Source organism: Pseudomonas sp. A0308 (genome assembly GCF_044218815.1).
Taxonomy (GTDB): Bacteria; Pseudomonadota; Gammaproteobacteria; order Pseudomonadales; family Pseudomonadaceae; genus Aquipseudomonas; species Aquipseudomonas iridis.
Genome location: NZ_CP162581.1, coordinates 5,198,873 through 5,223,746, shown reverse-complemented (window position 1 = coordinate 5,223,746; position 24,874 = coordinate 5,198,873). Strand labels below are relative to the sequence as shown.

Below are 24,874 nucleotides of genomic sequence, written 5' to 3'. Positions count from 1 at the left end.
GCGCGCGTAGAATGCCGGACTAGAGCCTTGGCGACAATCGAATAAACACTAAATAGCCATCATCGCTCACTGGCCTTCGGCGAACTCGCGCAACACTTTGCCGTCCATGCGATAGCGCACCCATTCTTCCTGCGGTTGCGCGCCGAGGGATTTGTAGAATTCGATGGCCGGGGTATTCCAGTCGAGTACGCTCCACTCGAAGCGTCCGCAGTCATTGGCGCAGGCGATTTTCGCCAGTTGCCGCAGCAGGGTTTTGCCCGCGCCGCCGCCGCGTTGTTCGGGGGTGATGTAGAGGTCTTCAAGGTACAGGCAGTTGCTGCCGAGCCAGGTCGAATAGCTGAAGAAGAACACCGCAAAACCGATTGGCAGGCCGTCGCGCAGACAGATCAGACCATGGGCGGTCGCGCCTTCGCCGAACAGGCTGCGCTCAATGTCGGCAACGCTGGCGATGACTTCGTGGCGAGCCTTTTCGAAATCCGCGAGTTCAGTGATGAAGGCGAGGATTTGGGGTGCATCGCTGGGAGTCGCCGGGCGGATCTCGATCGTCATGGACGGGCCTTGTCGGGGGAGGAAAACGCCATAGTAAAACGCGTTGAAGCGCTCTTCATATGGCAACAACGCATTATCCTGCTCGATGTGGCAAAACACCGCCGTTCCTGTGGGAGCGAGCCTGCTCGCGAATGCATTATTTCAGCCGCCTTCAATGTGACTGACAGTATGCTTTCGCGAGCAGGCTCGTTCCCACAGGCTCTGCATTCGCTTAAAAGGATGTTTATGAATAACTACGCCTTCGCACCACTGCCATCGCTTGCGGCAGAACTGCTGCCCCATGCTCTGGAGCCCTCGGATGACGGCGCGCACGACCTCGCACACCTGCAACGTGTCTGGCACAACGTGCGCACTTTGCAAGCCGAAGAAGGTGGCGATCTGGAAGTGCTGCTCGCCGCCGTGCTGCTTCACGATTGCGTAGCCGTCGAAAAGAACTCGCCACTGCGCTCGCAAGCTTCACGTCTGGCAGCGGAAAAAGCGTCGGCGGTGCTGACGGAGTTGAACTGGGCCGACGCTAAAATCGACGCCGTCGCCCACGCCATCCAAGCCCACAGTTTTTCCGCCAACATCACCCCGCTCACCCTCGAAGCGAAACTCGTCCAGGACGCCGATCGTCTCGACTCGCTGGGCATGCTCGGCGTCGCTCGCACGTTCTATGTTGCCGGACGCATGGGGTCGGCGCTGTATGACCCGCAAGATCCGGAAGCGAAGGAGCGCGACTACAACGACACACGTTTTTGCCTCGACCACTTCCAGACCAAACTGCTGCACCTCGCCGACGGTTTCCAGACCGTCGCCGGCCAGCGTCTGGCGCAGATTCGCCATCAGCGTCTGAAGGGTTTCATGGAACAGTTCAAAGAAGAGATCGGCATCCTCTGAAGCAATACTCCGGCCTGCCGCGATCCTGACTTCGCCAACCTCGCACCTAATCCCTGACCATGGCGTGGTAAACAGATGCTGTTCACTTTCTCGGGTCAAGGAACCGCGTCATGTCGCAAGCAACACCTCAAGTGTCGGGCAAGCTGTTCGGCCTGTTCTGCCTCGCCAGTTATCTGCTGTCGTTGTCCTACGGCTCGACGTTTTTGCTGGCGCTGTTGATCGGTTCTCGCGGTGGCAATGAACACGATGCGGGCAGCGTGATTTCTGCGGCGATGCTCAGTACGTTTGTCGCGGTGCTGGTGTCCGGGCATTTGTCGGATCTGCTGGGGGCGGCGCGTTCGATTGCCTTGTTTGGTCTGATGCTTGTTGCGGCGAGCCTGGGCTTTGCGATGACGCCGGGGTTCGGTCATCTCTTGCTGTTTTTCGGCTTGCTGCTCGGTCTGGGCTGGGGTGTGTTTTACACGTTGGGGCCGATTATTGTGGCGAGTCTGGTGACCCCGGCGCAGCGGGCGAAGTACTTTGCCTTGCTGTCCGGCAGCATGATGACCGGGATTGGCAGTGGCCCATTGCTCGGGCGTGCGGCCAGTGCGCTGGAGTTACCGGTGACCTCGGCGTTTTATCTGGCAGCGCTGGCGAGCCTGATCGGCGTGTTGTTGTTCTGGCGTCTCGGCTCGCAACTGAAAAGCACCCAAGCCACAACAGCCGCAAGCATCACTTGGTCAACGTCGGCGCAGGTGCTCGGTTCCCGCGCAGTCTTCGCGATCATCATGGTCGGTCTCGGTGGCTGCGTATTCGGCGGTTTGTCGAGTTTCCAGACCAGTTACGCCGCCGCCCATTCGCTGGATTATTCGCTGTTCTTTCTCGGCTTCATGAGCGCGGCAATCAGCAGTCGCCTGTTGATCGCAGGGTTTGTGGTCAAGCGTGATCCGTTGCGGGCGTCGTGTCTGTTGTCGGGCTTGATGCTCGGCTCGATTGTGCTGTTCGCCTTCGGCGTGCACAGCGCTTTCAGCTATCTGCTGGCGGCGGTCATGCTCGGTGTCGGATACGGCCTGACCTATTCGGTGATCAACGGATTGGCGGCCAACGAAGCGCCCATCGGTACCACTTCGCAGGCCTTGTTGCTGTTCAGCCTGGCGTACTTCATCGGCGTGTTCGGCTTTCCGCTGCTGGCCGGAAAAATCATCGTCGAACACGGAATGGCGGCACTGCTGTACACCGTATTGGCTGTGGCGCTGATCAACTGGCTGATCACCATCGGCCGCTTGCTCTGGCGACGACTCAACGTCAGAACCGCGCCAGCGATCTAGACCGTTCGTCGCTCATCAGGCACCAATCGACGACGAGGGCAGACCAACAAAGGGTATGGATTCCAATCACTGGAGAAGCCCTATGATCCCGTCAAGGTTGACCGCTTTCGTATTCAGCGCCCTGCTCTGCCCCACGGTGTTCGCCGCCACCGCTGCGGGCACCGGCCCTACCGATCCGACCCCACCCCGAGCCCCAGTCATCAACAGTGCCCCCGGCATGAACACCGATGGCTCTGGCGTGCCATTGATCAACCAGCCACCTGCCACCGGTACTGACCCGCGCACGCAAGGCAGTGATCCCGGTCGTCAAGGTGGCATGAACACCCCCGACGCTCCCGCCACGCCAGACAACGCGGGCCCGGGCGTCGGTTCGAAAACCACCACCGGTGGCTCCGGTTCCGAAGGATCCGGCCAGTAGTTCGCCGACGCGAGCGACCCTATTCACACCCATGAAGAGGTAACCATGAACGTCGATAAAAACCTGGAAAAAGAAGTCCTCACCCGCCTGCTGCACGCCCACCCGAGTGGACTGGGCAAGGAGGTGCTGGACAACTACCGGGGCGAAAAAGTCGTCGCCAGCGCCCTCGCCTCATTGCAGGACCGCGGTTTGATTCACCATGGCCATATCACCTGCAACGAGGCCGGTGAACACTCGCTGAATTTGCCGATCAAGCTCAGTGCTGCCGGGGTTGAAGCAGCGCGCAAACTGGATATGCAGTAGTACTGCGGCCGCTCGCTGCAGATGCGGTGAGCGGCCGCTTGAAATTTATGGTGGGGCTGATGGCCTCATCGCTGGCAAGCCAGCTCCCACAGTTTTTCTGGTGGGAGCAACATTTGTGCACACCTCCGATCTCTGTGGGAGCTGGCTTGCCAGCGATAAAGGTAGATCAGCCGCCGCTGGATTCACGGATCAGCGCATCCACTTCAGCAGTCCCCGGCGCTGTCGCCGGCCCCCAGCGTGTCACGGCCAATGCCGCCGCCGCGTTCGCTCGCTGCGCCGCTTCATACGCAGTCAAACCCTGCGCCAAGCCCGCAACAAACACCCCGGCATGCGCATCACCGGCACCATTGCTGTCCACCGCTTTGACGGCAAACCCCGGCACATGCCGACGCTCGTCACGTTGATGAATCCAGCAACCCTGCGGCCCATCGCGCACCACCATCAATACGTCTCGCGGCAGATGCTCAGCCAGACAATCCAGCGCAACACCGATGTCTTCAGCACCGGTAAAACGCAACGCCTCGACACTGTTGCTGGTCCACACATCAATGCGCGGCAACAGCACCTGCATCAGCGGTGAATCCGGCGATTCCACCAACGGGCCCGGATCGAACACCACGTGAATCGTGGCGGGCAATGCCAACGTCCAGTCAAGTAGAGCTTGCGCCTTGCCCTCGTGCAGCAGGCTGTAACCGCTGAGATAAACATAGTCCCCGGCCTCAAAAGCCACGCTGTTCAAATCATCGATGCTCACCTCGCCCTCGGCACCGATGTAGGAGATGAAACTGCGCTCGGCCGACGCATCGGTCAGCGCCACACACAAACCCGTGTCGCGCTCGGCAGGCTGGCTGATACCGATGTGAATCCCCTCGGCCTGCATCGCCTGCCGCGCCAGATCGCCGAAACGCCCCGTGCCATGGCGACCGAGGTAAACCACCGGCAGGCCATTGCGCACCGCTGCCGCCATCACGTTGAAACCGCCGCCGGCCTCGAAACCGGCGGACTGCGCCAGTACATCGCCGCCAATCTGCGGCAGTTTATCCACGGCCATGACCAGGTCGATGATGACCTGGCCGGTGTGCAACATCTTAGGCATGAGCATTCTCGACTGGCGCGGCACGGCGATCTTTTGCCCCGCCGAGGAGGAAATAGATGCCACCGGCCACCACGAACGTCACGATCCAGCCGAGGCCGTTGTGGCCCAGCCACGAGTCGGACAGGAAACCTTTGAACCAGACATTCTCAGCGGTGGTGCCGATGGTGGTGAAGCTGAAACCGAGCACGATGGCGATTGCCCAAGCCCCGAATGCGCGCCACTCGATACCGCCGTGATACCAATAGGCACTGCTTGGGCTGACGTCGAGCAGGTCTTGCGGGCTGTAGTAATGACGATGAATCAAGTCGATCACGAAGATCCCGACCCACGCGGTGATCGGCACCGCCAGCAGGGAAATGAAGGTAATGAACGGGCCGTAGAAACTGTCGGCGATCAGCATGAAGTAGATCGAACCGGCGAAGATCGCAACGATGTCGACCACCACGGCGTAGACGCGCTTGACCTTGAGGCCGAGCGTCAATGTGGTCAAACCGGCGGAGTACACCGACAGGTTGTTCGACAGCAGCAAGCCACCGAACGCCGTGATCAGGTACGGTACGGCCATCCAGGTCGGCAGCATGTCGCGGATCGCCACGATCGGGTCAGTCGCCGAGGCGAGATCGTTGTTACCCACCGACAGCAGGCCGCCGAGGGTGATCAGCAGCACCAGTGGAATACCCGCACCGAACGCTGCGGAAGCGACCAGACGCACGGCTTTGACGCTGCGATGCTGATAGCGCGACATGTCAGCGCCCGCGTTGGCCCAACCGATACCGGTGCCGGCCGCCATGGTACCGATGCCGATGATCATTGCGCTGACCGGCGCCGGTGTGGCGTTGAACACCGCGCTCCAGTCGATGGTGGCGCAGAGGAAGCCGCCGACCAGAATGTTCAGCGCGCCGAAGACATACGTCGCCCACTTCTGGATCACCAGCAAAGTTGCATGGCCGAGGCCGGAGACCGCCAGGGTCAGCAGCACGAAAATCGCAATGAAGAGCAGCGTCAGCACGGGTGCGCTTTTCGCCTCAACCGGTGAGCCGAACAGGATCGAGCACAGCGACAACAGCACGAATGCAGCGGTGGTGGTGTTAACGGTTTCCCAGCCCAGACGCGACATCAGCGAGACCAGTGTCGGGCCGATATTGCCACGCACGCCGAAGATCGCCCGCGACAAGGTCAGGCTTGGCGCGCGGCCACGGCGGCCGGCAATCGAGATGATCCCGACCACCGCGAACGAACCGGCGGCACCGATGATCGCGACGATGATTGCCTGCCAGATCGCCAGACCGCGAAACGCGACCAGCGTGGCACCCAGCGGCAGGCCGAGAATGGAAATGTTGGCGGCGAACCAGACCCAGAACAGTTGCAGCGGATGACCGTTGCACTCGGCTTCCGGCACCGGCTCGATGCCACGGGTTTCCAGCTGCCCGGCGCTCTGCCCGGCGTTCGATGAACTCATGAAAATGCTCCTGTTTGCCTTTTTTGTGGTTGTGGCAATGATGCGAAACAACAAGACATCGCGGCCATCCTCGGCCTGTCTTTGCGATCCATTGCGGGTGAATATTCGATTATGCGGTGCGCCTATCGCTGGCAAGCCAGCTCCCACAGGTACAGAGTGAACCTTAAGGTGTGCACTTGCTCTGTGGGAGCTGGCTTGCCAGCGATGGCGTCAGTTCAATCAGCGCAAGGCCAATAGCCCCTGCACCAACGGCTCAAGCTGCAGATGATTGACGGCTTTCACCGTATTGATCATCTCGGTCGGCCAACACTCAAGACCCAGGCAGGCCCCAAGCATGGCGCCGAGAATCGCGGCGATGGTATCGGTGTCGCCACCCAGGCTCGCCGCCATGCACAACGCATCGAACGCGCTCATTTCACCGATGGCCACCTGCTGCGCCAGGGCGAACGAGACCACCACCGATTCCTGCGACGCCACGGAAGTGCCGATCACGTCGTAGAGCAGATCGGCGAGCAATGCCTTGTCGCTGTCGACGCTGATGCTGCGCGCCCAACTGATGCGCGAAGCGATGCGCCCACCGGCCACCCAGTGACCGTGTTCTTGCGCTTGTTGCGCGATTTGTTGGCCGAGGTTGAGCGCCTCGCCCAGGTCCATGCCATTGATCCCGGCCGAGACCACCGCCGCCACCGCCGCCGCGCTGGAAATCCCCAGAGTGGTGTTGTGTGTGACCTGACAGGCCTGCACCACTGCGGCGATAAACCGCTGAGGATCAGCAACGTCCGCCGCGATCCCGACGGGGGTAATGCGCATGGCCGCGCCGTTGGTGGTGCCGTAGCGCCCGGCTTCTTGCGGCGAATGACCGGCGAGGATCATTTCGATGGCGCGCTTGGTCGAAGGGCCCAGCAGGTCCTGCGAGCCTTTGGCCTGCATCTGCGCTTCCCACTCGATCAGCCGTTGCGCAAGGATGGCCGGTTCGATGTGGCCCTTGCCTTCGACCAGCAACTCGCCAACCAGAATCGCCTGTTCTGTGTCGTCGGTAATCGAGCCTTTGGGCATGTTCGCAGCGATGGGTTGCAGCGGACCGGCGTCTTGCAGATCGGTAATCTGGCCGAAACGTGTCTTGATGGTTTCGCGGTTCAGCGATTGCGTTGGCATGCCCAGCGCATCACCGAGGGCCAGGCCATAAAACGCACCGAGGGCACGGTTAAGCGGGGTCACTTCGATTCTCCAAATTGCAGATGCAGACGGAAATGCACCGGGTCGAGCAGGCTTTCAACCTGCTCCATGAAACGGTTCTGCCGGTCATAGGTGGTGCGCAGGGCTTTGAGAAATACCGTGCCTGGCGGGCGGCCGAGCAATTCGGCGTCTTCGGCATTCAAGGGTTCGGCGCCGAGCCACTGATCGCCGCGCTCGCCGATGTAGCCGTAGGCGGCCAGGGTGATGGTCAGGGAATTGTCGATCAGGCCGACACGCGGCAGGCTTTCCAGGCCGCCGTTGGCCGGCATCAGCGAGCGTTCGAGGGACACCAATGTGCCGTCGTTGGAGCGGCGACGGCGCTCGAGCAGAATGAATTGATCGGAGCCGAACACAGCCGAAAGGTCGGTCCGGGTCACGGCTTCGAGGCGTAATACTTCGGTGTTGATCAACGCACCAGTGTCTGCCAGTGCCTGAGCCCAGCCGCTGCGTTGGTCGAGGACCACACCGTCAAAGGTGACGATGGAACCGACCCCGCTTTGCGTGGCGATGTATTTACGCCGCTTCAGTTCGGCCAGCGCTTCGCGCAACGTGCCACGGCTGACGTTGAATTCTTGAGCCAACTGATGCTCGCCGGGCAACAGAAAGCCGTCCTCCATGAGACCGCTTTCGATGCGCCGGACGAGCTCGTCGACCACCCGTTGTTTCTTGTCGAATCGTACCTGTCTAATCATGTACAAATTGATAACCGAAACGGGCGTGGGTGGGCAAGGGAAATTTAAGCAAGATGACGGAAGGCTGAAGGTCAAAAGCCCCTCATCGGAACGCCGCCCGCCCAGCCCTCTCCCGGAGGGAGAGGGGACTGAATGGGGGATGCTCAGAAGATTTGCCGACCTGGAAGTGCTTTGCCGAATCCATAGTCGACTGTATTTATCAGGTCGATGCAGGATGCCAGAAACCTCACCCCAGCCCTCTCCCTCCGGGAGAGGGCTGGGGTGAGGGTTAGCTTTGACTTAGCGTTGCTTGAGGCGGTCAATAACCACAGCCAACAGCAAAATCGAACCGCGAATCACGTACTGATAAAACGTATCGATGTTCTTCAGGTTCATCGCATTCTCAATGATTGCCAGAATCAACACCCCGGCAATCACATGCCGAATCATGCCGATCCCGCCACTCAGCGACACGCCGCCCAGCACACACGCGGAAATCACTGTCAGCTCGAAACCCTGACCAATCATCGGCTGCCCGGAGGTCATGCGCGACGCCAGAATCACACCGGCCAGTGCACCGATCACACCGTGCACGGCGAAGATGATGATCTTGGTGCGATCAACGTTGACCCCCGCCAGCAACGCCGCTTCCTGGTTGCCACCGATGGCCATGGTGTTGCGCCCGTAGGTGGTGTAATTCAGCAGCCAGCCGAAAAACAGAAAGCAGACGATGGTGATCAGGATCGGCACCGGCACGCCGAACAACTGACCGTTGCCGAACACGAAGAACGACTCCTGCGACACGCCCACTGCTTTGCCGTTGGCAAAAATGTAGGCCAGGCCACGCACGATCTGCATGGTCGCAAGCGTCGTGATCAAAGCATTGACGCGCAACTTGGCGATCACAATCCCGTTGATCAGCCCGACGATCAAGCCCATCACCAGCGCCGCACTGACGCCAAGGAATACGCTGTCGGTGTCGCGCATCACCACCGCCGCCACCACCCCGGCGCAGGCAATCACCGAGCCCACCGACAAGTCGAAGTGTCCCGACGCCAGGCAATACAACATGGTGCAGGCAGCAATGCCGGTGGTGGAAATCGCCAGGCCCAACCCGCGCATGTTCAGCGGCGAAAGGAAGTTGTCGATCAGCAGCGTACAGGCGACAAAAATGCCCACCGCCGCCAGCAGCATGACCCAGTCATCGAGGAAGCGGCGCATGTCCAAAGGTTTGCGCTCTTTCGGCAAGGTTTCGTTTTGGGTTGTCATCATAGTCACCTCTCAGTTCGCCACGCCGTCAGCGCGGTGGCGCGGCAAAGCCAGTTGCAGCAGGTTGGATTCATTGGCCTGATCGCGGCTGACTTCGCCGCGCAGGGCGCCTTCGCACAGCACCAGGATGCGGTCGGAAATACCCATCACTTCCATCAGGTCGCTCGACACCACAATCACCGAAATACCGTCAGCAGCGAGGTTATGGATGATCTGGTAGATCTCGGCTTTGGCGCCGATGTCGATGCCACGGGTCGGTTCGTCGAGCAGCAGGACTTTCATCGGCATCGACAGCCAGCGACCGAGAATGGCCTTTTGCTGATTGCCGCCGGAAAGGAACTTGATCTGCTGGCCGGCGTGGGGCGTTTTGACTTTCAGTGCCTTGATCTGTTTGTCGGCGTTGCCCTTCTCCCACAAACCACGAATCAGGCAGCCAAGACCCGAATTCGCGCCACGCGCACTGATGTTGATGTTCTCGGCGACGCTGGCCAGCGGAATAATCCCTTCTTTCTTGCGATCCTCGGGGCACAGCAGAATCCCGGCGGCAATGGCATCGCGCGGTGAGCGCAGATTCAGTTCATGGCCTCGCAGTTCGAGGCGTCCGGCGGTTTTGCGCTCCAGGCCACTGAGCAAGCGAAACAACTCGGTGCGCCCTGCCCCGACCAATCCGAACAAACCCAGAATCTCGCCTTTGTGCGCCTCGAAACTGATCGGCTCACGCAGGCCCGGGCCGAGCAGGCCGTTGACTTTCAGCGCCACTGCGCCGCGTGGGCGGTTGCGGTAATCGTAGATGTCCTGAATGTCGCGGCCGACCATGCAGGTCACCAGTTGATCGTGGGTCAACTGGCTCATGTCCTCGAAGGTGCGCACGTAGCGGCCGTCCTTGAACACCGTCACCGCGTCGCAGATACGGAACACTTCTTCCATGCGATGGGACACGTAAAGTACGACTTTGCCCTCATCCCGCAGGCGCCCGATGATCGCCATCAAGCGGTCGATCTCGCGCGCCGAAAGACTGCTGGTTGGCTCGTCGAAGGCGATCACATGGGCGCCACGCGACAGGGCTTTGGCGATTTCCACCAGTTGCCGTTGGCCCAGCGACAAACGCCCGACTTTGGTCTGCGGATCGATTTCATCGGCCAGGCCTTTGAGGCAATCCAGCGCTTGCTGACGCAGCGTGCCGCGATTGATCAAACCGAAACTGGCCGGCAAATGGCCGAGGAACAGGTTTTCGGCGACGGACATTTCCGGCACCAGATGCAGTTCCTGATGGATCACCGCCACGCCGCTGCCGATGCTGTCGGCGGTCGACTTGAAGGCCATCGTCTGTTCGCCAATCTGCAACTCGCCGCTGCTCGGAATGTAAGCGCCGCCGAGGATTTTCAGCAGGGTCGACTTGCCGGCACCGTTCTCGCCCATCAAGGCGTGGACCTGGCCGGGATGGGCGACGAAGCTGATGCCGTCCAGCGCCTTCACGCCGGGAAAGGTTTTGCCGATCCCGTTGAAGCGCAGACTGCCGCCGGCGCTGTTTTCTTGTCTTTGTACTTGCGCGTGCATTTAAGCCACCTCTTCACACCGTTCAAACGGCCCGGTTGCCCGGGCCGTCGCTACGTCAGTTCCACAAGCCGATTTTTTCCAGCTCTTGCTTGAAGTTCGCGCGGGTGATCAGGGTGACGTCGTCCATGGCGGTGTATTTCGGCGGCTCTTTGCCGGTGGTGACCCACTCGTACATCATCTCGGCGGTCTTGTAGCCTTCGATGTGTGGGCTCGGCAGCATCGAACCGAAGAAGCCGCTGTTAGGCTTTTTCAGTTCGCCGATGGCGTCGGTGCCATTGATACCGATGCCGATCACATTGGCCGCGGCAAACCCGGCGGCTTCTGTGGCGCGCACGCCCCCAAGCACAGTGTTGTCGTTCATGCCGCCAATGATCAGGTTCTTCGCCGCGCTTGGCAGTTTCACCAACGCGGAGTTGGTGGCGTCCATGCTGCCTGGCACATCGAGAGTTTTCAGTGCGGCGAAGAGGATGTGATCCTTCGGCATGCCGGCGTCTTCGAGGGCCTTGACCGAGCCGTCCGTGCGTTTCTTGCCGGTGTCGAGTTCGTTGTAGGTGTTGACGACCGCGTAGGTGTCTTTCCAGTCCCAGTTGCGTTTTTTCGCTTCGGCAGCCATGGCGGCGCCCTGCTTCTGACCAACTTCATACGCGGCCATCCCCAGGTAAGGCACGTCCTCCATGAACTTGCCGTTGGCGTCGACAAAACGGTCGTCGACGGCAATCACCTTGAGGTCATTGAGTTTGGCTTTGGCCATGATCGCCGGGCCGAGCGACACGTCAGGCGGGCAGATCACAAAGCCTTTGGCACCGTTGGCGGCGAGGCTGTCGATGGCCGACAGGGTTTTTTCGCCATCCGGGACGGCGATCTTGATCAGTTCAAAGCCCCTGTCCTTGGCGGCTTTCTCGGCGAAGGCCCACTCGGTCTGGAACCACGGCTCCTCGGCCTGCTTGACGAGGAAACCGATCTTCACGGCATCGGCGGCGAGCAGCGCACTGCTCAGGCTGAATGCGGTGACCGCGAGCGCGGCACTGCACAGGGTACGAATCCCGAAACGACGTTTCATAAGCTGACTCCTTGTTATTTTTTTTGAGCAATGTTTGAAAAGCGGTAAAGCACGTTCCTGCAAAGCCTGTTGAAAATAGTCATATCGTATGATGATTGGATTTCAGGCGGATTTCTTTGCGTGGAATTCGATCGATCAGTCGTGGTACATCACCGAGCGGCCACCATCGATGGTGATGCACGAAGCATTGATGAATGGCGCTTCATCGCTGGCCAGGAACACCGCCGTCATCGCCACTTCAATCGGCTGACCAATGCGTTTGGGCGGGTGCAGGTCGAGGGCGCGTTGACGCTCGGCATGCGGGTCGGCGAAACCGTTCCAGTAATCGACGTTCAGCTGCGTTTCGATGTAGCCGGGGGCGATGGCGTTGACGCGGATGCCTTTCGCTGCGTACTCGATGCCGAGTGCGCGCGTCAGTCCCAGCAACCCGTGCTTGGCCACCGGGTACGGGAAACAGCCGGGAATAATGTGCGAAGAATGAGTCGAGGCAATATTGATGATGCTGCCGATGCCTTGCTCGATCATTTGCGGCAGGACCGCTTTGCAGCCGTACCACGCGCCGTCGAGGTCGATGGCGAAGCAGCGACGCCAGTCTTCTTCGGTCATTTCCAGCGGATCGCGGAACACATTGACCCCGGCGCAGTTGACCAGCACGTCGATGCGCCCGTGCAGTTCAACAGCGCGTTTGGCCATGGCGTGCAGGTCGGGCTGGCGCGACACATCAGCCTTGATCGCCTGAACGTCAAAGCCTTGCTCGCGCCAATGGGCGGCAACCTTCTCGACTTTTTCGGCCTGAATATCACTGATCAGCAGTTTGGCTTGCTGCGAAGCGAAGGCTGCGACGATGGCTTCACCGATACCCTGAGCGGCACCGGTGAGCAGCACGACCTTGTTTTTCAGACGCTCGCCCTTCGGCGGTGCGGGCACCGGCGGCAGGGAAAGAGGTTCAGCCATGGCTCAAGGACTCCTGTTCGCAAGCGCAAAAAAACCGGGCATCTGACGATGTCCGGTCTGGAGAGCGTTTAGAACTGAACAGGCAGGCGCCACTGACGGCATTGGGCCGTTGCGTGGCACGGACTCCGCGTGGGAGTGCGATGGAAATTCGCTGCATCACTTCACCTGTTTTGTTCTTTTTAAGTGTGAGTGCGTGTTACTGCTGGAGCCGACTATAAACCCGACCGCCAAATAATCTCAATATATAATTTTGCATCCCATATTTTGGGATTTAACCAGCGAAGCGCGTACAGAGCTTTCCTGCAACATCAACACGCATCGACAGCACTGCGCCGTCCAGAGGATGGTTGTGCGGGCTCTCGGCGCTGGTGATGTACAGGGTTTTCAGGTCTTCGCCGCCGAATACGCAGCTGGTCGGGCGACTGATCGGCAGATCGATTTTGCGATCGACCTTGCCATCAGGCGCCAGTCGCAAAAGACAGCTGCCGTCCCAACGGGCGTTCCACACATAGCCTTCGACATCCATCGCCGAACCATCAGGGCCGCCCTGTTCATCCGGGCCGTACCAGAGATTGGCGACGTCGAGGTTGCCGTCGGTGTGGATGAAGTAGCTGTACAACGTGGCGTCCATGCTGTCGCCGAACAACAGCCTGGTGCCGTCGTCGCTCCACAGCAGCGTGTTGGGAATCCCCAGGTTGCGCAGCAATGGCGTGACGCGTTTGTCGGGATCGATACGGAACAGGGCACCGGAACGCCGGACGATCGGCAGATCTTCGCCCTGCTCGCCGATGTTGTTTTGCATGGTGCTGAGCCACAGTCGGCCTTGTCCGTCACAGCGGGCTTCGTTGGGACGATTGCCAGGTTGCGGGTCGGCGACACAGAACAGCGTCAGGCGCGGTTCCAGGCCCGGGGAGTCGAGATCGAGACGATAGACGCCGCTGCTCAGCGTAACCAGCGCATCGCCGCTGGCGCAGGGGATGAACGCGGAAACGTGCTCGGGCATTTGCCAGATCTGCACGTTCTGGCCGATCAGGCGCAGGGCCTGTTGGCCGGCGATATCGACCCAGTACAGCGCCTGGGTGGGCGCGTCCCAGAACGGGCCTTCACCGAGTTGGGCGCGGTGCTGGGTCAGTGCGGTCCAGGTCATTTCAACTCCTTGGATCTTGTAGTTTTTTTCAGTGTGGGAGCGATATTGGATATTTAGCCGGCCTTTTTGTCGGCCATGACTTTTGGGTAAAACCGTTTGATCGCCAGGTCTGCGTTGTCGATCAGGGTCATGCAGGCCCACACACCGCGCGCAGAATCGCGAGCGGCGATGGCGTCGGCCATGTCTTTGTGGATTGGCAAGGTGCGGCGCAGTTCATCCGGATCGGCCGCCGAGACTTCGAACGAAACGGCCAGCAACGCCCCGAGCGCCGGGACCATCTGTTCAATGAACTGATTATGGCTGGCGGCAAGAATGCACTCGTGGAAGGCCTGATCGGCACGGTTGTAATCGCCGCCGCTGTCTACCGCGCGCTCAAGGGCGTTGTAGGCCAGTTGCACGGCGTCGATCTGCTCCAGCGTCGCGCGCTCGCAGGCCCAGCGCACGGCCATGGGTTCAATGGTGCGGCGCAGGTCGAGCAAATCATCGACGAAGTTTTCCGGCAGACCATTGCGTGACAGCCAACCGACGACCTGGGGATCGAACAGGTTCCAGCGGCGCACCGGCAACACGCGGGTGCCGACCTTCGGCCCGACTTCAAGCATGCCTTTGGCAACGAGGGTTTTGATCGCTTCACGAATGACGGTGCGGCTGACGCCGAGCTGTTCGCCCAGATCAGCTTCGACCTTGATGGTCTGCCCCGGCTTTATCTGGCCAGCGGCAATCCAACTGCCCAGCCAGTCAACCGTTGATGCATGAAAGCTGCTGGACATGAACACCTCAAAGCGGATCGCGATGGGTGATCAAGCTAATGATCATACGATTGGGTGTCAAATCAGATTTTTTTGATCACACAAAACAAATGTGGGAGCGAACCTGCTGGCGATAGCGGAGTGTCAGTCAATATTTTCGTCGACTGATACACAGCTATCGCGAGCAGGCTCGCTCCCACAGGGATTTGAATTACGGTTCGAGGCCGATACGGAAGAACTCGCCGCCACTCCACACACCGAGCCAGTTCTGCCCATCGATTTTTCGACTGACCGCCAGTTCGACCAATTGGTAGAACACATTGCGATGAATCAAGGCTTCAAGGTTGGTGCGCACGTGTACGTAAGGCGCAGGCTCTTGAGTGACCGGATCGATCTCAACTCGAATCGGATGCTCCGGCCCAGCTTCAGCGGTTTCGTCAACATTGGTGGTAAAGCGCAGCACCTGCGCCTCGCCCTCGCCTTCAACCTCGACGGCAATCGCCACAAACGGCGCGTCGTCGACCTTGATGCCGACCTTCTCGACCGGGGTAATCAAAAAATAATCATCACCGTCGCGGCGGATGATCGTGGAGAAGAGCTTAACCATCGGCTTGCGCCCGATCGGCGTGCCCAGGTAATACCAGGTGCCGTCCCGGGCGATGCGCATGTCGATGTCGCCGCAGAAGTCCGGGTTCCACAAGTGCACCGGTGGCAGGCCTTTGGTTTTGGGGATTTGTCCCAACAGGTCATTGGCTTTTTGCGGGCCACTCATGGCGTACTCCTTGAAATTACTGGTTGCCGATCCCCAACAGGCTGCGCGCGTACTGCGCCAGCGGTGGGCCGATCAGGTCTTCGGGTTTGCTGTCGTGGAACGTCAGTAAACCGCCACGACTCTTGATCCGTGCAGTATCAATCAAATACTGGGTGCTGGTCTCGATCAACATGATCTGAATCACGCCGCCGTCGATACCGAGGCGATCCACAGCCTCCTCATCCAGCCACTCATCAGAGTTGCCGATGCGGTCGTCTGCCTTGGCGAAACGGGTGTAGAGCAGGTAATGCGCACCCGCGTCACGGGCTTCACCCATTGCCTGATCGAGGCCTTCCGGCGCGCGGGCGCGGCGAACCATCGGGAAGTATTCGATAAAGCCTTTGAACGCTTCCTCGGCGACCACGTTCGGCCGCGGATACGAACCACCCGGCGGCGCAAACGCACCCTGGGCGATGTAGATAAACGAATCCGGCTGAATACGGAAGTTGTTCACGCGGCGGCTGTCGCTGTGGTCCAGCAGCCCCGCGTCGCTCATCTGATAGCGAGTGCCTTCGGCCATATCGCTGACAGTCATACAGCCGCCAAGCGCCAAAATGGCCAGCAGCAAAACCAGGCTACGCATCCTTATCCTCCAGAAGCCGGTGACGGAAAACCGGCGAATGGGCGTTGAATGCAGCTTTTGCGCCAGCTCGGGAACTTCGTCTATCTACAGGACGCTTTCGCGAACAGGCTCGCTCCCACAAGTGGAACGCATTCCAGATGTGAGAGCGAGCCTGCTCGCGAATGGGAATATCAGCCGCCGATGATTTTCATGATGGTTGCGCCGCCGGAAAATGCCACTTCCTGCTTGTCGCCCAAGGCCTTCACCAGCAAGCGTTGTAGCGCAGGCAGTGCCTCGTGACGCGGTTTGTCGAGCAGATCGCCGACGTAGTGGCGGTTGCTCGACGACAGGCAACCATGCAGCCAACCGGTCGACGACAGGCGCAGGCGTGAGCAGGTTCGGCAGAAAGGCACGCTTTCATTGGCAATCACCCCAAAATGGCCCACCCCGGCAATCGCGTAACGCACCGCCGTAGCGTCGACAGGGGCATCAGCTTGCGCGTACTCGTAACGCTCACCGATCAGCTCCAGCAATTGTTGAAGACTGACAAACTGCTGCAGGAAGGCATTGGAGTCTTTGGCCAGGTGGCCCATGCGCATCAGCTCGATAAAGCGCAGCTCGTACCCGCGCTCCAGGCAGTAGTCGAGCAACGGCATGACCTGATCAAGATTCTGGCCGCGCAACGGCACCATGTTGACCTTGATCTTCATCCCCGCCGCTGCGGCCTTGTCCATGCCGTCGAGCACGGTGGCCAGGTCGCCGCCGCGGGCAATGCTGCGGAACGCGTCGGCGTCGAGGGTATCGAGAGAAACGTTGATCCGGCGCAGACCGGCATCCACCAGCAGCGGAAGTTTCTTGGCGAGGAGTTGACCGTTGGTGGTCAGACTGATGTCTTCCAGCCCCATCTTGCCGACGGCGGTCATGAACGATTCAAGTTTGGGGCTGACCAGCGGCTCGCCACCGGTAATGCGCAAACGCTCAATGCCAGCGGCTTCAATCAGATACGCCACGCCGCGCGCCATGGCGTCGGCCGACAGCTCATCCTGCGCAGCTACCAACCGCTTGCCGTTGGGCACGCAGTAGGTACAAGCGTAATTGCAGGCTGAAGTCAGGCTGATCCGCAAATTGCGAAAACGCCTGCCTTGACGGTCAACGATCATGATTACTCCGGCGAAAGGAAATCGAGCAGCTAAAACTTGACTCACAAATCAAGTTTTAGCAAGCCCTATGCCTGAGTATATTCCTGCGGTACTGCGCCATGTAACGAAATCATTGCGCAATAAGGCAGCTGAATGGCTCAGCTGCTCGGCGTTTCGGGGTCGCGCTTGCGCTTGTTGCCCATGCGCACGCCGATGTCCATCAGGAACTGGAAGAAACCTTCCTGATCTTCCAGCACATTGCTCCAGAACGGCGAGTGATACAGCGCGACAGCGCCGTGCACCAATGCCCAGGACGCGCAGTAGTGGAAGTACGGCGGCACGTCTTCGAGCTTGCCTTCGCTGATGCGCCCCTTGATCAGCAGGGTCAGGCGTTCGAAGTTCGAGGCACGGATCTTGTGCAGCTCCTCGACCATTTCCGGCACCTGGTTGCCCTTGACCACCTTCTCTTCGAGACGATCGAACAGACGGTAGCGCTGCGGATCACGCATACGGAATTCGAAGTAGGCACGGGACAGTGCTTCCTTGTCCTTGTCGACATCGGCCGAATGCAGCAGCTCGTTCAAATCGCGCTCGTAATCGAGCATCAGGCGCAGATAGATCTCGGCCTTGGACTTGAAATGTTTATAGATCGTGCCTTTGCCGATACCTACGGCATCAGCAATCATCTCGACGGTGACACTGTCTTCACCTTGGTCGAGGAACAGCTTGAGCGCGGTATCGAGAATTTCTTGCTCGCGGCGACGAAACTCACGGACCTTACGAGGTTCTTTGTGCATAAGAAAAAGGTCTGAAGGGTCAAAATTCGAAGCCGCGTATTATGCCTAACTTGCGCAAAAATGCACGGATCATCCGACCACATCTGTGTTTCTTGTTCATTTTGAGAACGTTTTGGGCGCAATGAGAACTCAACTGAAGCGAACGTATTCCAAATTTGTTTAAAAACCACGACCAGCTAACTGGACTGCACGCCAGACTGATCAATACTTCAACTGTCGGACGGCATCTCCCCCAAGTGCCGTGCCGATAAAGGTACCAACGGACCGCGTGCCTTTGTTTTACTCCTAATGGTCTTAACCCGGATTCACCCCCCAGAACCCGGGTTTTTTTTGCCTGCGATTCAGACTTTCACATGAGCCAGCGGAAACAGCCGCTTGAAGTTTTCGGTCGTCTGCTCGGCAAAACGCTCGTAATTCTCACCACGCAGCATCGCCAGGAACTCTGCCACTTCACGCACGTATTGCGGCAGGTTCGGCTTGCCGCGATAAGGGATCGGCGCCAGGTATGGCGAATCGGTTTCAACCAGCAGACGATCCGCCGGGACTTTGCTCGCCACATCACGCAGCGCATCGGCATTGCGGAACGTGACGATGCCTGACAGGGAAATGTAATAACCCATGTCCAGCGCAGCCTTGGCCATGTCCCAGTCTTCAGTGAAGCAATGCAGCACCCCGGCCTGTGGCAACGCGGCTTCACGCAGCAGTTCGAGGGTATCGGCGCGGGCGCCGCGGGTGTGGATGATCACCGGTTTGCCGGTGTGCTGCGCCGCTTGCAGGTGCAGGCGGAACGAGGCCTGCTGCAGTTCGGCGGCTTCCGGCTCGTAGTGGTAATCCAGACCGGTTTCACCGATCGCCACCACTTTCGGGTGATTGAGTTCGTGCAGCAACCAGTCCAGCGCGGGGGCGGCTCCCGGTTGCACATCGAGAGGATGCACGCCGACCGAGCAATCGACATCGTCGTAACGCTCGGCGAGGGCTTTGACGTCAGCGGCGTTGTCGGCGCTTACGCCGATGCACAGAAAATGCCCTACCCCGCGCTCGCGGGCCGCATCGAGTGCGGCATCCAGCGAGCCGTCATGGGCGGTGAGGTCGAGGCGATCCAGGTGACAATGGGAATCTACGAGCATAAAAATACGGCTACTTACATCGTATGAGTGGGACGGTCGGACTTGAGGGCTCCGGCCAGATGGGTTTCGATGCGACTGCGCGCGGTGTTGTCGCCGTCGTTGAACTGCACGCCGACACCGGCTGCGCGATTGCCTTGTGCGCCTTTGGGCGTAATCCAGGTGACTTTGCCGGCAACCGGGATCTTTTCCGGTTCATCCATCAAGTTCAATAGCATGAACACCTCGTCGCCCAGCTTGTAGCTCTTGTTGGTCGGGATGAACAGGCCACCGTTTTTGATGAACGGCATGTAAGCGGCGTAAAGCACCGACTTGTCTTTGATGGTCAGGGACAAAATGCCGTTGCGCGGCCCCGGGCTGACGGGTTCATTCATGTTGACCTCCACTGCTGATGCTCAGAGTCTAGGCGCACACCATCGTTTTTGCGGGGATCACCGCTGGCCTGGCAGTCCCGCCCATTGCACCAACAGCGCTTCCAGCAACAGCGCCGGATTGAGATTGGCCTTGCTCAACACTTTCTGCCGCTGCGCGAGAATCCAGTCCTGAATATCGAGCACTTTGCCTTGGGCGCTTTTCTGCGCCAGGTACTGCACCACTTTGCGCATGTCGTTCAGACCGAGGCCGGCTTCGTCCTCAGTCAGTTGATAACGCAGGATCAGGCTCGACCAGTCACAGAACCAGTCAAACAGGCGCAGCATCGGAATGTTTTTCCATTCTTCGGCCAATTGCGTTGGCGATTGCTGCTGCTTGAGCAACTTCTTCACCCCTTCGACCACTTGTGCGCGCTGTTCGCGTACGCCCTGGGACTGAAGAGTTACCGCCATCAACGGCGAACCGGCGGCCAGCGTCAGCAGTTCGACACGCTCCGCTTCGGAACACTCCGGCAGGGCCTGAGCCAGCCATTGCAGGCTCATCGCTTCACCCGGCAGCGGGCAGGCCTGCTGCACACAACGACTCTTGACCGTCGGCAACAAACGGCTCGGCTGGTGGCTGACCAGCAACAACACCGTATTGCCAGAAGGCTCTTCAAGGCTCTTGAGCAAGGCGTTGGCGGCGTTGATATTCATCGATTCCGTGGGTTCGATCAGCACCACCTTACGCCCGCCCAGTTGCGCGGTCTGCACAACGAAACTGACCAGATCGCGCACCTGATCGACCTTGATCGCCTTGTCGGCTTCTTCCGGCTCGAGAATGTAATTGTCCGGATGGCTGCCGGCCTTGAGCAGCAGGCAGGATTTGCATTCACCGCAAGCCTCCGGCGTCGGGTGCTTGCACAACAAACTGGCCATCAACCGCTCGGCCAGTGCGCGTTTGCCGATCCCGGCCGGCCCATGCAGCAGATAAGCGTGAGCATGCTGGCTACGTCCGGCCAGTTGCTGCCAGAGGCTGTCCTGCCATGGATAGGCCTCAGCCACGGCTCAGCTCCAGCAAGTTCGGAATCAGGGTATCCAGCGATTGTTGGACCTTGACCAACGGCTGACCGGCATCGATGCGCACATAGCGCGCAGGATCGGCTTCAGCACGCTTGAGGAATGCACTGCGCACCGCCTCGAAAAATGCCCGGCCTTCCAGCTCGAAACGATCGAGGCGACCGCGAGCGCTGGCACGAGCCAGGCCGATTTCTACCGGCAGGTCGAAAATCAGCGTCAGATCCGGGCGCAGATCACCCTGCACGAAAGCCTCCAGCGTCGCGATACGCTCCAGCGACAAACCGCGACCGCCTCCCTGATAGGCATACGTCGAATCGGTGAAGCGATCACACAGCACCACCGCACCGCGCGCCAGCGCCGGGCGAATCACCTCGGCCAGATGCTGAGCACGCGCGGCGAACACCAGCAGCAGTTCGGTATCCGGGTTCATGACTTCGTCGGCCGGGGCCAGCAGCACATCGCGAATCCGCTCTGCCAGTGGCGTACCGCCGGGCTCGCGGGTCAGCACGACCTCGACACCAGCGGCGCGCAAACGCTCGGCGAGGTATTCGCGATTGGTGCTCTTGCCGGCGCCTTCCGGGCCTTCCAGGGTGATAAACAAGCCAGTCACAGGCAGTCCTTAATAAAAGTCATTGCGTGTTTTGTGGTGCGTCGGCGTCAGGAGTCGGCGCGGATTCCTCAGTCGGAACCTGCGGCAGCGACTCGGGCGCAGTATTAGGCGATGCGGCAGGAATCGACTCCTCGGCGGCCGGTGCCGCTTCCGGCGTAGTTGCCGGCGCCGGGCTGGAGCGGTAATCGGCACGGCGCTTGAGCTGAAATTCACGCACCGCATTGTTATGCGCATCGAGATCGTCAGAGAACACATGGCTACCGTCGCCACGGGCAACAAAGTAGAGGCTGGTGCCTCCCACCGGGTTCAGCGCCGCGTGAATGGCTTCACGCCCGACCATCGCAATCGGCGTCGGCGGCAAGCCGGGAATCACGTAAGTGTTATACGGCGTCGGCTCCTTGAGGTGAGCGCGGGTCAACTTGCCGGTGTAGCGATCGCCCAAACCATAGATCACCGTCGGATCGGTCTGCAGCTGCATGCCCAGCGCCATCCGGCGCACAAAAACCCCGGCAATCTCGCCGCGCTCCTGCGGTACTCCGGTTTCCTTCTCGACCAGGGACGCCATGATCAGCGCTTGGTAAGGCTCTTTGTACGGTGCATCGGCAGCGCGTTTTTCCCACTCTTTGGCCAGCACTTCGTCGAGACGCTCAAAAGCCTTTTTCAGCAGCTCGGTATCGGACACGCCGCGCACGAAGCGGTAGGTATCGGGGAAGAAACGGCCTTCCGGGAACAGGCCCTTGTGGCCAATCTTCGCCATCACGTCGCTGTCGCTCAAACCATTGATGGTCTGTTCGATTTTTTCATCTTTCGCCAGCGCAGCACGCACCTGGTGGAAATTCCAGCCCTCAACCAGCGTCAGGCTGTACTGAACCACGTCGCCACGCTTCCACGAATCGATCAGACCGTTGACGGTCATCCCGGGCTGCATGCGGTATTCGCCAGTGTGGATCGGCGTGCCAGCAAGATTGAAACGCCAATAGACCCGTAGCCAGAAAGCGTCTTTGATGACGCCATCGCTTTCGAGTCCAAGGAAGGTACGGGTCGGTGTAGAGCCTTTCGGCACATCCAGCAGTTCTTCCTGCGTGATGTTCAAGGGCTGTTCCAGCGCGGAGTGAATCTTCCAGGCGCTGGCGCCCAACAGCAGCCCCGCCAGAACCAGTCCGGTTTCCAGCAGCAGCAATAATTTACGTCTCACAAATCAGGCATCCAGTAGGGCGCGGGCAATGGCTTGCAGTTTACGGGTGAGCGGGCCAACCGGCCAGCTCAGTGCAGCGTAGGCGCGTACCGGCCAGACGCCATATACGCTGTTGCAGACAAACACTTCATCGGCCCATTGCAGCTGTTCCAGGCCGATATCAACGGTTTGGGTGGGGATGGCCAATGACTCGGCCTGAAACAATATTTCCGCGCGCATCACACCGGCGACACCGCAGCGTTTCAGATCGGGCGTGATCAACACACCATCGCGCACCAGAAACACGTTGCTGAACACCCCTTCGATCACTCGACCGGCCTGATCAAGCATCAAGCCCTCAGCGTGCTCGCTGTCTTGCCATTCGGCGCGGGCGAGTACTTGTTCCAGTCGATTGAGGTGCTTGAGTCCGGCAAGCAATGGCTGCCTGGACAGACGCGTATTGCACGGAAACAGGCGGATGCCATGTTCGGCATGCGCAGCAGGATAAGCCGCCGGCGGATTGCCTTGCAGAATGCGTCGACCCGGCGCCGCAGGGTCAGGCGCGTAACCGCGCAAACCGTCGCCACGGGTGAGGATGAGTTTAAGCACACCCTCGTCCATCGCGGCAGCGTAGCTCAGCAGTTCGTGGCGAATCATTTCGATATCGGCAGCGATAGCCAGACGCGAGCAGCCATCGGCCAGCCGCGTCATGTGTCGATCAAGCAATACCGGCTGGCCGTCACGCACGGCAATGGTCTCGAACAGACCATCGCCGTAAGCCAGGCCGCGGTCTTTCAGCGACAGAGTGTCAGCCGGTTGACCGTCGACCCAGCTGTCCATCAGCCTGCGAACCGACGGAACGCCAAGGTACCGTTGGTGCCGCCAAAGCCGAAGGAGTTCGACAGCACGACATCGATGTCCATGTTGCGCGCGGTGTGCGGCACGAAATCGAGATCACAGCCTTCGTCCGGCTCATCAAGGTTGATGGTTGGCGGCGCTACCTGGCTGTTGATCGCCAGGATGCTGAAGATCGCCTCGACCGCTCCGGCCGCACCCAGCAGGTGGCCCGTCATGGACTTGGTGGAGCTGACCGCCAGTTTATAGGCGTGCTCACCGAACACCGACCTGATCGCGTTGGCCTCGGCAAGGTCGCCGGCCGGGGTCGAGGTGCCGTGGGCATTGATGTATTGCACCTGATCGGCGTTGATCTTCGCGTCGCGCAAGGCGTTGGTGATGCAGCGAGCTGCACCCGCGCCGTCAGCAGGTGGCGAAGTCATGTGGAACGCATCGCCACTGGTGCCGAAACCGATCAGCTCGGCGTAGATGGTCGCGCCGCGCGCCTTTGCGTGTTCGAGTTCTTCGAGCACCAGTGCACCGGCACCGTCGGACAGTACGAAACCGTCACGGCCCTTGTCCCAGGGACGGCTGGCGCGAGTTGGCTCGTCGTTGCGGGTCGACAGCGCACGGGACGCGCCGAAGCCGCCCATGCCCAGACCGCATGCGGCCATTTCGGCACCGCCGGCAATCATCACGTCGGCTTCGTCGTACATGATGTTGCGCGCCGCCATGCCGATGCAGTGCGTACCGGTGGTACACGCTGTAGCAATGGCGTAGTTAGGTCCCTGTGCACCCAGATGGATCGACAGGAAACCGGAAATCATATTGATGATCGAGCCTGGCACGAAGAATGGCGAGATTCGACGCGGGCCCGTCTCATGCAAAGTACGGCTGGTTTCTTCGATATTGGTCAGACCGCCGATGCCCGAACCCATGGCCACGCCAATGCGCTCGCGGTTGGCGTCAGTGACTTCCAGGCCAGCGTTGCGTACGGCTTGAAAGCCAGCCGCGAGACCGTACTGGATGAACAGGTCGAGCTTGCGCGCTTCCTTGACCGACAGGTATTCCTCGACATTGAAGCCCTTTACCGAGCCGCCAAAGCGGGTGGAATAGGCAGAAAGGTCGGTGTGTTCGATCAGACCAATGCCACTGCGGCCAGCCAGAATGCCCTGCCAACTGCTTGGCACATCCGTGCCCAGTGGCGACAACATACCCATACCGGTGACTACGACGCGTCTACGCGACACAGCACTCTCCTTTTTCAAATGACGACTTTGCATCAGGCCTAAAGAAAAAACCGCACGCCGTGATGGCAGTGCGGTTTTTCCATGACAGCGAGCAACGATTACAAGCTATTAAGCCTGGTGGTTTGTAACGTAATCGATTGCAGCTTGTACAGTAGTGATCTTCTCAGCTTCTTCGTCAGGGATTTCGGTCTCGAATTCCTCTTCCAGAGCCATCACCAGCTCAACGGTGTCAAGGGAGTCGGCACCCAGGTCTTCTACGAAGGAAGCGGTGTTAACCACTTCTTCTTCTTTAACACCCAGTTGCTCGGCAACGATTTTCTTGACGCGCTCTTCGATGGTGCTCATACCTTGTTTTCACTCCTAATGGACAAATTCAGGCAGCTGGCCAGTGGGTAAGTGTATAGAAAGACTTTTCAGTTTTTCAACTGAAAGCTTCACTCCTCAAACCCTGCGGCCCTCTGCCTATAAATAGATTGCAGCTTTATAACG

27 protein-coding genes are annotated in these 24,874 nt (G+C 59.6%); 4 read left to right on the top strand and 23 right to left on the bottom strand.

Annotation, left to right across the window (positions count from 1 at the left end; genetic code table 11):
- Nucleotides 1–66: 66 nt before the first annotated feature.
- A complete protein-coding gene (locus AB4P92_RS24240) occupies nucleotides 67–549 on the bottom strand; it encodes a GNAT family N-acetyltransferase (protein ID WP_042562173.1) in 483 nt (160 codons plus the stop codon).
- 225 nt (nucleotides 550–774) lie between these two features.
- Between AB4P92_RS24240 and AB4P92_RS24235 the strand changes: the two genes are divergently transcribed.
- The 4 genes from AB4P92_RS24235 (at nucleotide 775) to AB4P92_RS24220 (ending at nucleotide 3,456) form a co-directional block, all read left to right on the top strand.
- Nucleotides 775–1,428 (top strand): HD domain-containing protein, encoded by a 654-nt coding sequence (locus AB4P92_RS24235; protein ID WP_395598271.1) that lies wholly within the window; start codon nucleotides 775–777, stop codon nucleotides 1,426–1,428.
- A gap of 110 nt (nucleotides 1,429–1,538) precedes the next feature.
- A complete protein-coding gene (locus AB4P92_RS24230; RefSeq protein WP_395598270.1) occupies nucleotides 1,539–2,735 on the top strand; it encodes an MFS transporter in 1,197 nt (398 codons plus the stop codon).
- An 82-nt stretch (nucleotides 2,736–2,817) separates the two neighbouring features.
- On the top strand, nucleotides 2,818–3,153 hold the full coding sequence (locus AB4P92_RS24225) for a hypothetical protein (protein ID WP_047302557.1): 336 nt from the start codon (nucleotides 2,818–2,820) through the stop codon (nucleotides 3,151–3,153).
- 45 nt (nucleotides 3,154–3,198) lie between these two features.
- Complete coding sequence (locus AB4P92_RS24220) at nucleotides 3,199–3,456, top strand: hypothetical protein (RefSeq protein WP_042560413.1); 258 nt, start codon at nucleotides 3,199–3,201, stop codon at nucleotides 3,454–3,456.
- Nucleotides 3,457–3,622: 166 nt separating this feature from the next.
- Here the strand turns inward: AB4P92_RS24220 and AB4P92_RS24215 are convergent, their stop codons facing one another.
- The 22 genes from AB4P92_RS24215 to acpP form a co-directional block, all read right to left on the bottom strand.
- Complete coding sequence (locus AB4P92_RS24215; protein ID WP_395598269.1) at nucleotides 3,623–4,552, bottom strand: PfkB family carbohydrate kinase; 930 nt, start codon at nucleotides 4,550–4,552, stop codon at nucleotides 3,623–3,625.
- Nucleotides 4,545–6,011 carry a cytosine permease gene (locus AB4P92_RS24210; protein WP_047302562.1) on the bottom strand — a complete coding sequence of 489 codons (1,467 nt, stop codon included), beginning with the start codon at nucleotides 6,009–6,011 and terminating at the stop codon, nucleotides 4,545–4,547. The genes AB4P92_RS24215 and AB4P92_RS24210 overlap by 8 nt, the downstream gene beginning before the upstream one ends.
- A gap of 219 nt (nucleotides 6,012–6,230) precedes the next feature.
- Nucleotides 6,231–7,229: an ADP-ribosylglycohydrolase family protein gene (locus tag AB4P92_RS24205; RefSeq protein WP_395598268.1), complete on the bottom strand. Its 999-nt coding sequence runs from the start codon at nucleotides 7,227–7,229 to the stop codon at nucleotides 6,231–6,233.
- Nucleotides 7,226–7,939, bottom strand: coding sequence for a GntR family transcriptional regulator (locus AB4P92_RS24200; protein WP_042560418.1), 714 nt, complete (start codon nucleotides 7,937–7,939; stop codon nucleotides 7,226–7,228). The genes AB4P92_RS24205 and AB4P92_RS24200 overlap by 4 nt, the downstream gene beginning before the upstream one ends.
- Before the next feature lie 279 nt (nucleotides 7,940–8,218).
- Nucleotides 8,219–9,187 (bottom strand): L-arabinose ABC transporter permease AraH, encoded by a 969-nt coding sequence (araH, locus tag AB4P92_RS24195; protein ID WP_261736494.1) that lies wholly within the window; start codon nucleotides 9,185–9,187, stop codon nucleotides 8,219–8,221.
- Nucleotides 9,188–9,199: 12 nt separating this feature from the next.
- On the bottom strand, nucleotides 9,200–10,744 hold the full coding sequence (araG, locus tag AB4P92_RS24190) for an L-arabinose ABC transporter ATP-binding protein AraG (RefSeq protein WP_395598267.1): 1,545 nt from the start codon (nucleotides 10,742–10,744) through the stop codon (nucleotides 9,200–9,202).
- 55 nt (nucleotides 10,745–10,799) lie between these two features.
- On the bottom strand, nucleotides 10,800–11,804 hold the full coding sequence (locus AB4P92_RS24185; protein WP_395598266.1) for a substrate-binding domain-containing protein: 1,005 nt from the start codon (nucleotides 11,802–11,804) through the stop codon (nucleotides 10,800–10,802).
- Between the two features lie 135 nt (nucleotides 11,805–11,939).
- A complete protein-coding gene (locus tag AB4P92_RS24180; protein ID WP_200617136.1) occupies nucleotides 11,940–12,758 on the bottom strand; it encodes an SDR family oxidoreductase in 819 nt (272 codons plus the stop codon).
- A 271-nt stretch (nucleotides 12,759–13,029) separates the two neighbouring features.
- Nucleotides 13,030–13,905, bottom strand: a complete 876-nt coding sequence (locus tag AB4P92_RS24175) for an SMP-30/gluconolactonase/LRE family protein (RefSeq protein WP_395598265.1) — start codon at nucleotides 13,903–13,905, stop codon at nucleotides 13,030–13,032.
- A gap of 53 nt (nucleotides 13,906–13,958) precedes the next feature.
- Nucleotides 13,959–14,675 (bottom strand): FadR/GntR family transcriptional regulator, encoded by a 717-nt coding sequence (locus tag AB4P92_RS24170; RefSeq protein ID WP_042560422.1) that lies wholly within the window; start codon nucleotides 14,673–14,675, stop codon nucleotides 13,959–13,961.
- A 190-nt stretch (nucleotides 14,676–14,865) separates the two neighbouring features.
- The gene (locus tag AB4P92_RS24165; RefSeq protein ID WP_042560423.1) at nucleotides 14,866–15,426 is read right to left on the bottom strand and encodes a DUF1285 domain-containing protein; all 561 of its coding nucleotides are present in this window, start codon (nucleotides 15,424–15,426) and stop codon (nucleotides 14,866–14,868) included.
- A 16-nt stretch (nucleotides 15,427–15,442) separates the two neighbouring features.
- The gene (locus tag AB4P92_RS24160) at nucleotides 15,443–16,048 is read right to left on the bottom strand and encodes a DUF4823 domain-containing protein (protein ID WP_042560424.1); all 606 of its coding nucleotides are present in this window, start codon (nucleotides 16,046–16,048) and stop codon (nucleotides 15,443–15,445) included.
- Nucleotides 16,049–16,218: 170 nt separating this feature from the next.
- The gene (locus tag AB4P92_RS24155; protein ID WP_047302572.1) at nucleotides 16,219–17,187 is read right to left on the bottom strand and encodes a GTP 3',8-cyclase MoaA; all 969 of its coding nucleotides are present in this window, start codon (nucleotides 17,185–17,187) and stop codon (nucleotides 16,219–16,221) included.
- 137 nt (nucleotides 17,188–17,324) lie between these two features.
- Nucleotides 17,325–17,963 (bottom strand): TetR/AcrR family transcriptional regulator, encoded by a 639-nt coding sequence (locus AB4P92_RS24150; protein ID WP_007908276.1) that lies wholly within the window; start codon nucleotides 17,961–17,963, stop codon nucleotides 17,325–17,327.
- A 341-nt stretch (nucleotides 17,964–18,304) separates the two neighbouring features.
- Nucleotides 18,305–19,090, bottom strand: coding sequence for a TatD family hydrolase (locus AB4P92_RS24145; RefSeq protein WP_115146231.1), 786 nt, complete (start codon nucleotides 19,088–19,090; stop codon nucleotides 18,305–18,307).
- A gap of 14 nt (nucleotides 19,091–19,104) precedes the next feature.
- Complete coding sequence (locus AB4P92_RS24140) at nucleotides 19,105–19,461, bottom strand: PilZ domain-containing protein (protein WP_042560427.1); 357 nt, start codon at nucleotides 19,459–19,461, stop codon at nucleotides 19,105–19,107.
- A 57-nt stretch (nucleotides 19,462–19,518) separates the two neighbouring features.
- On the bottom strand, nucleotides 19,519–20,502 hold the full coding sequence (locus AB4P92_RS24135; protein ID WP_047302577.1) for a DNA polymerase III subunit delta': 984 nt from the start codon (nucleotides 20,500–20,502) through the stop codon (nucleotides 19,519–19,521).
- The gene (gene tmk, locus AB4P92_RS24130; protein WP_042560429.1) at nucleotides 20,495–21,127 is read right to left on the bottom strand and encodes a dTMP kinase; all 633 of its coding nucleotides are present in this window, start codon (nucleotides 21,125–21,127) and stop codon (nucleotides 20,495–20,497) included. Before tmk ends, AB4P92_RS24135 begins: the two co-directional genes overlap by 8 nt.
- 19 nt (nucleotides 21,128–21,146) lie before the next feature.
- Nucleotides 21,147–22,322, bottom strand: coding sequence for an endolytic transglycosylase MltG (gene mltG / locus AB4P92_RS24125; protein ID WP_047302579.1), 1,176 nt, complete (start codon nucleotides 22,320–22,322; stop codon nucleotides 21,147–21,149).
- 3 nt (nucleotides 22,323–22,325) lie between these two features.
- Entirely contained in the window at nucleotides 22,326–23,141 is an 816-nt protein-coding gene (pabC, locus tag AB4P92_RS24120; protein ID WP_042560431.1) for an aminodeoxychorismate lyase, read from the bottom strand.
- A complete protein-coding gene (gene fabF / locus AB4P92_RS24115; RefSeq protein ID WP_042560432.1) occupies nucleotides 23,141–24,385 on the bottom strand; it encodes a beta-ketoacyl-ACP synthase II in 1,245 nt (414 codons plus the stop codon). The genes pabC and fabF overlap by 1 nt, the downstream gene beginning before the upstream one ends.
- Before the next feature lie 108 nt (nucleotides 24,386–24,493).
- The gene (acpP, locus tag AB4P92_RS24110; protein ID WP_003442511.1) at nucleotides 24,494–24,730 is read right to left on the bottom strand and encodes an acyl carrier protein; all 237 of its coding nucleotides are present in this window, start codon (nucleotides 24,728–24,730) and stop codon (nucleotides 24,494–24,496) included.
- Nucleotides 24,731–24,874: the final 144 nt, after the last annotated feature.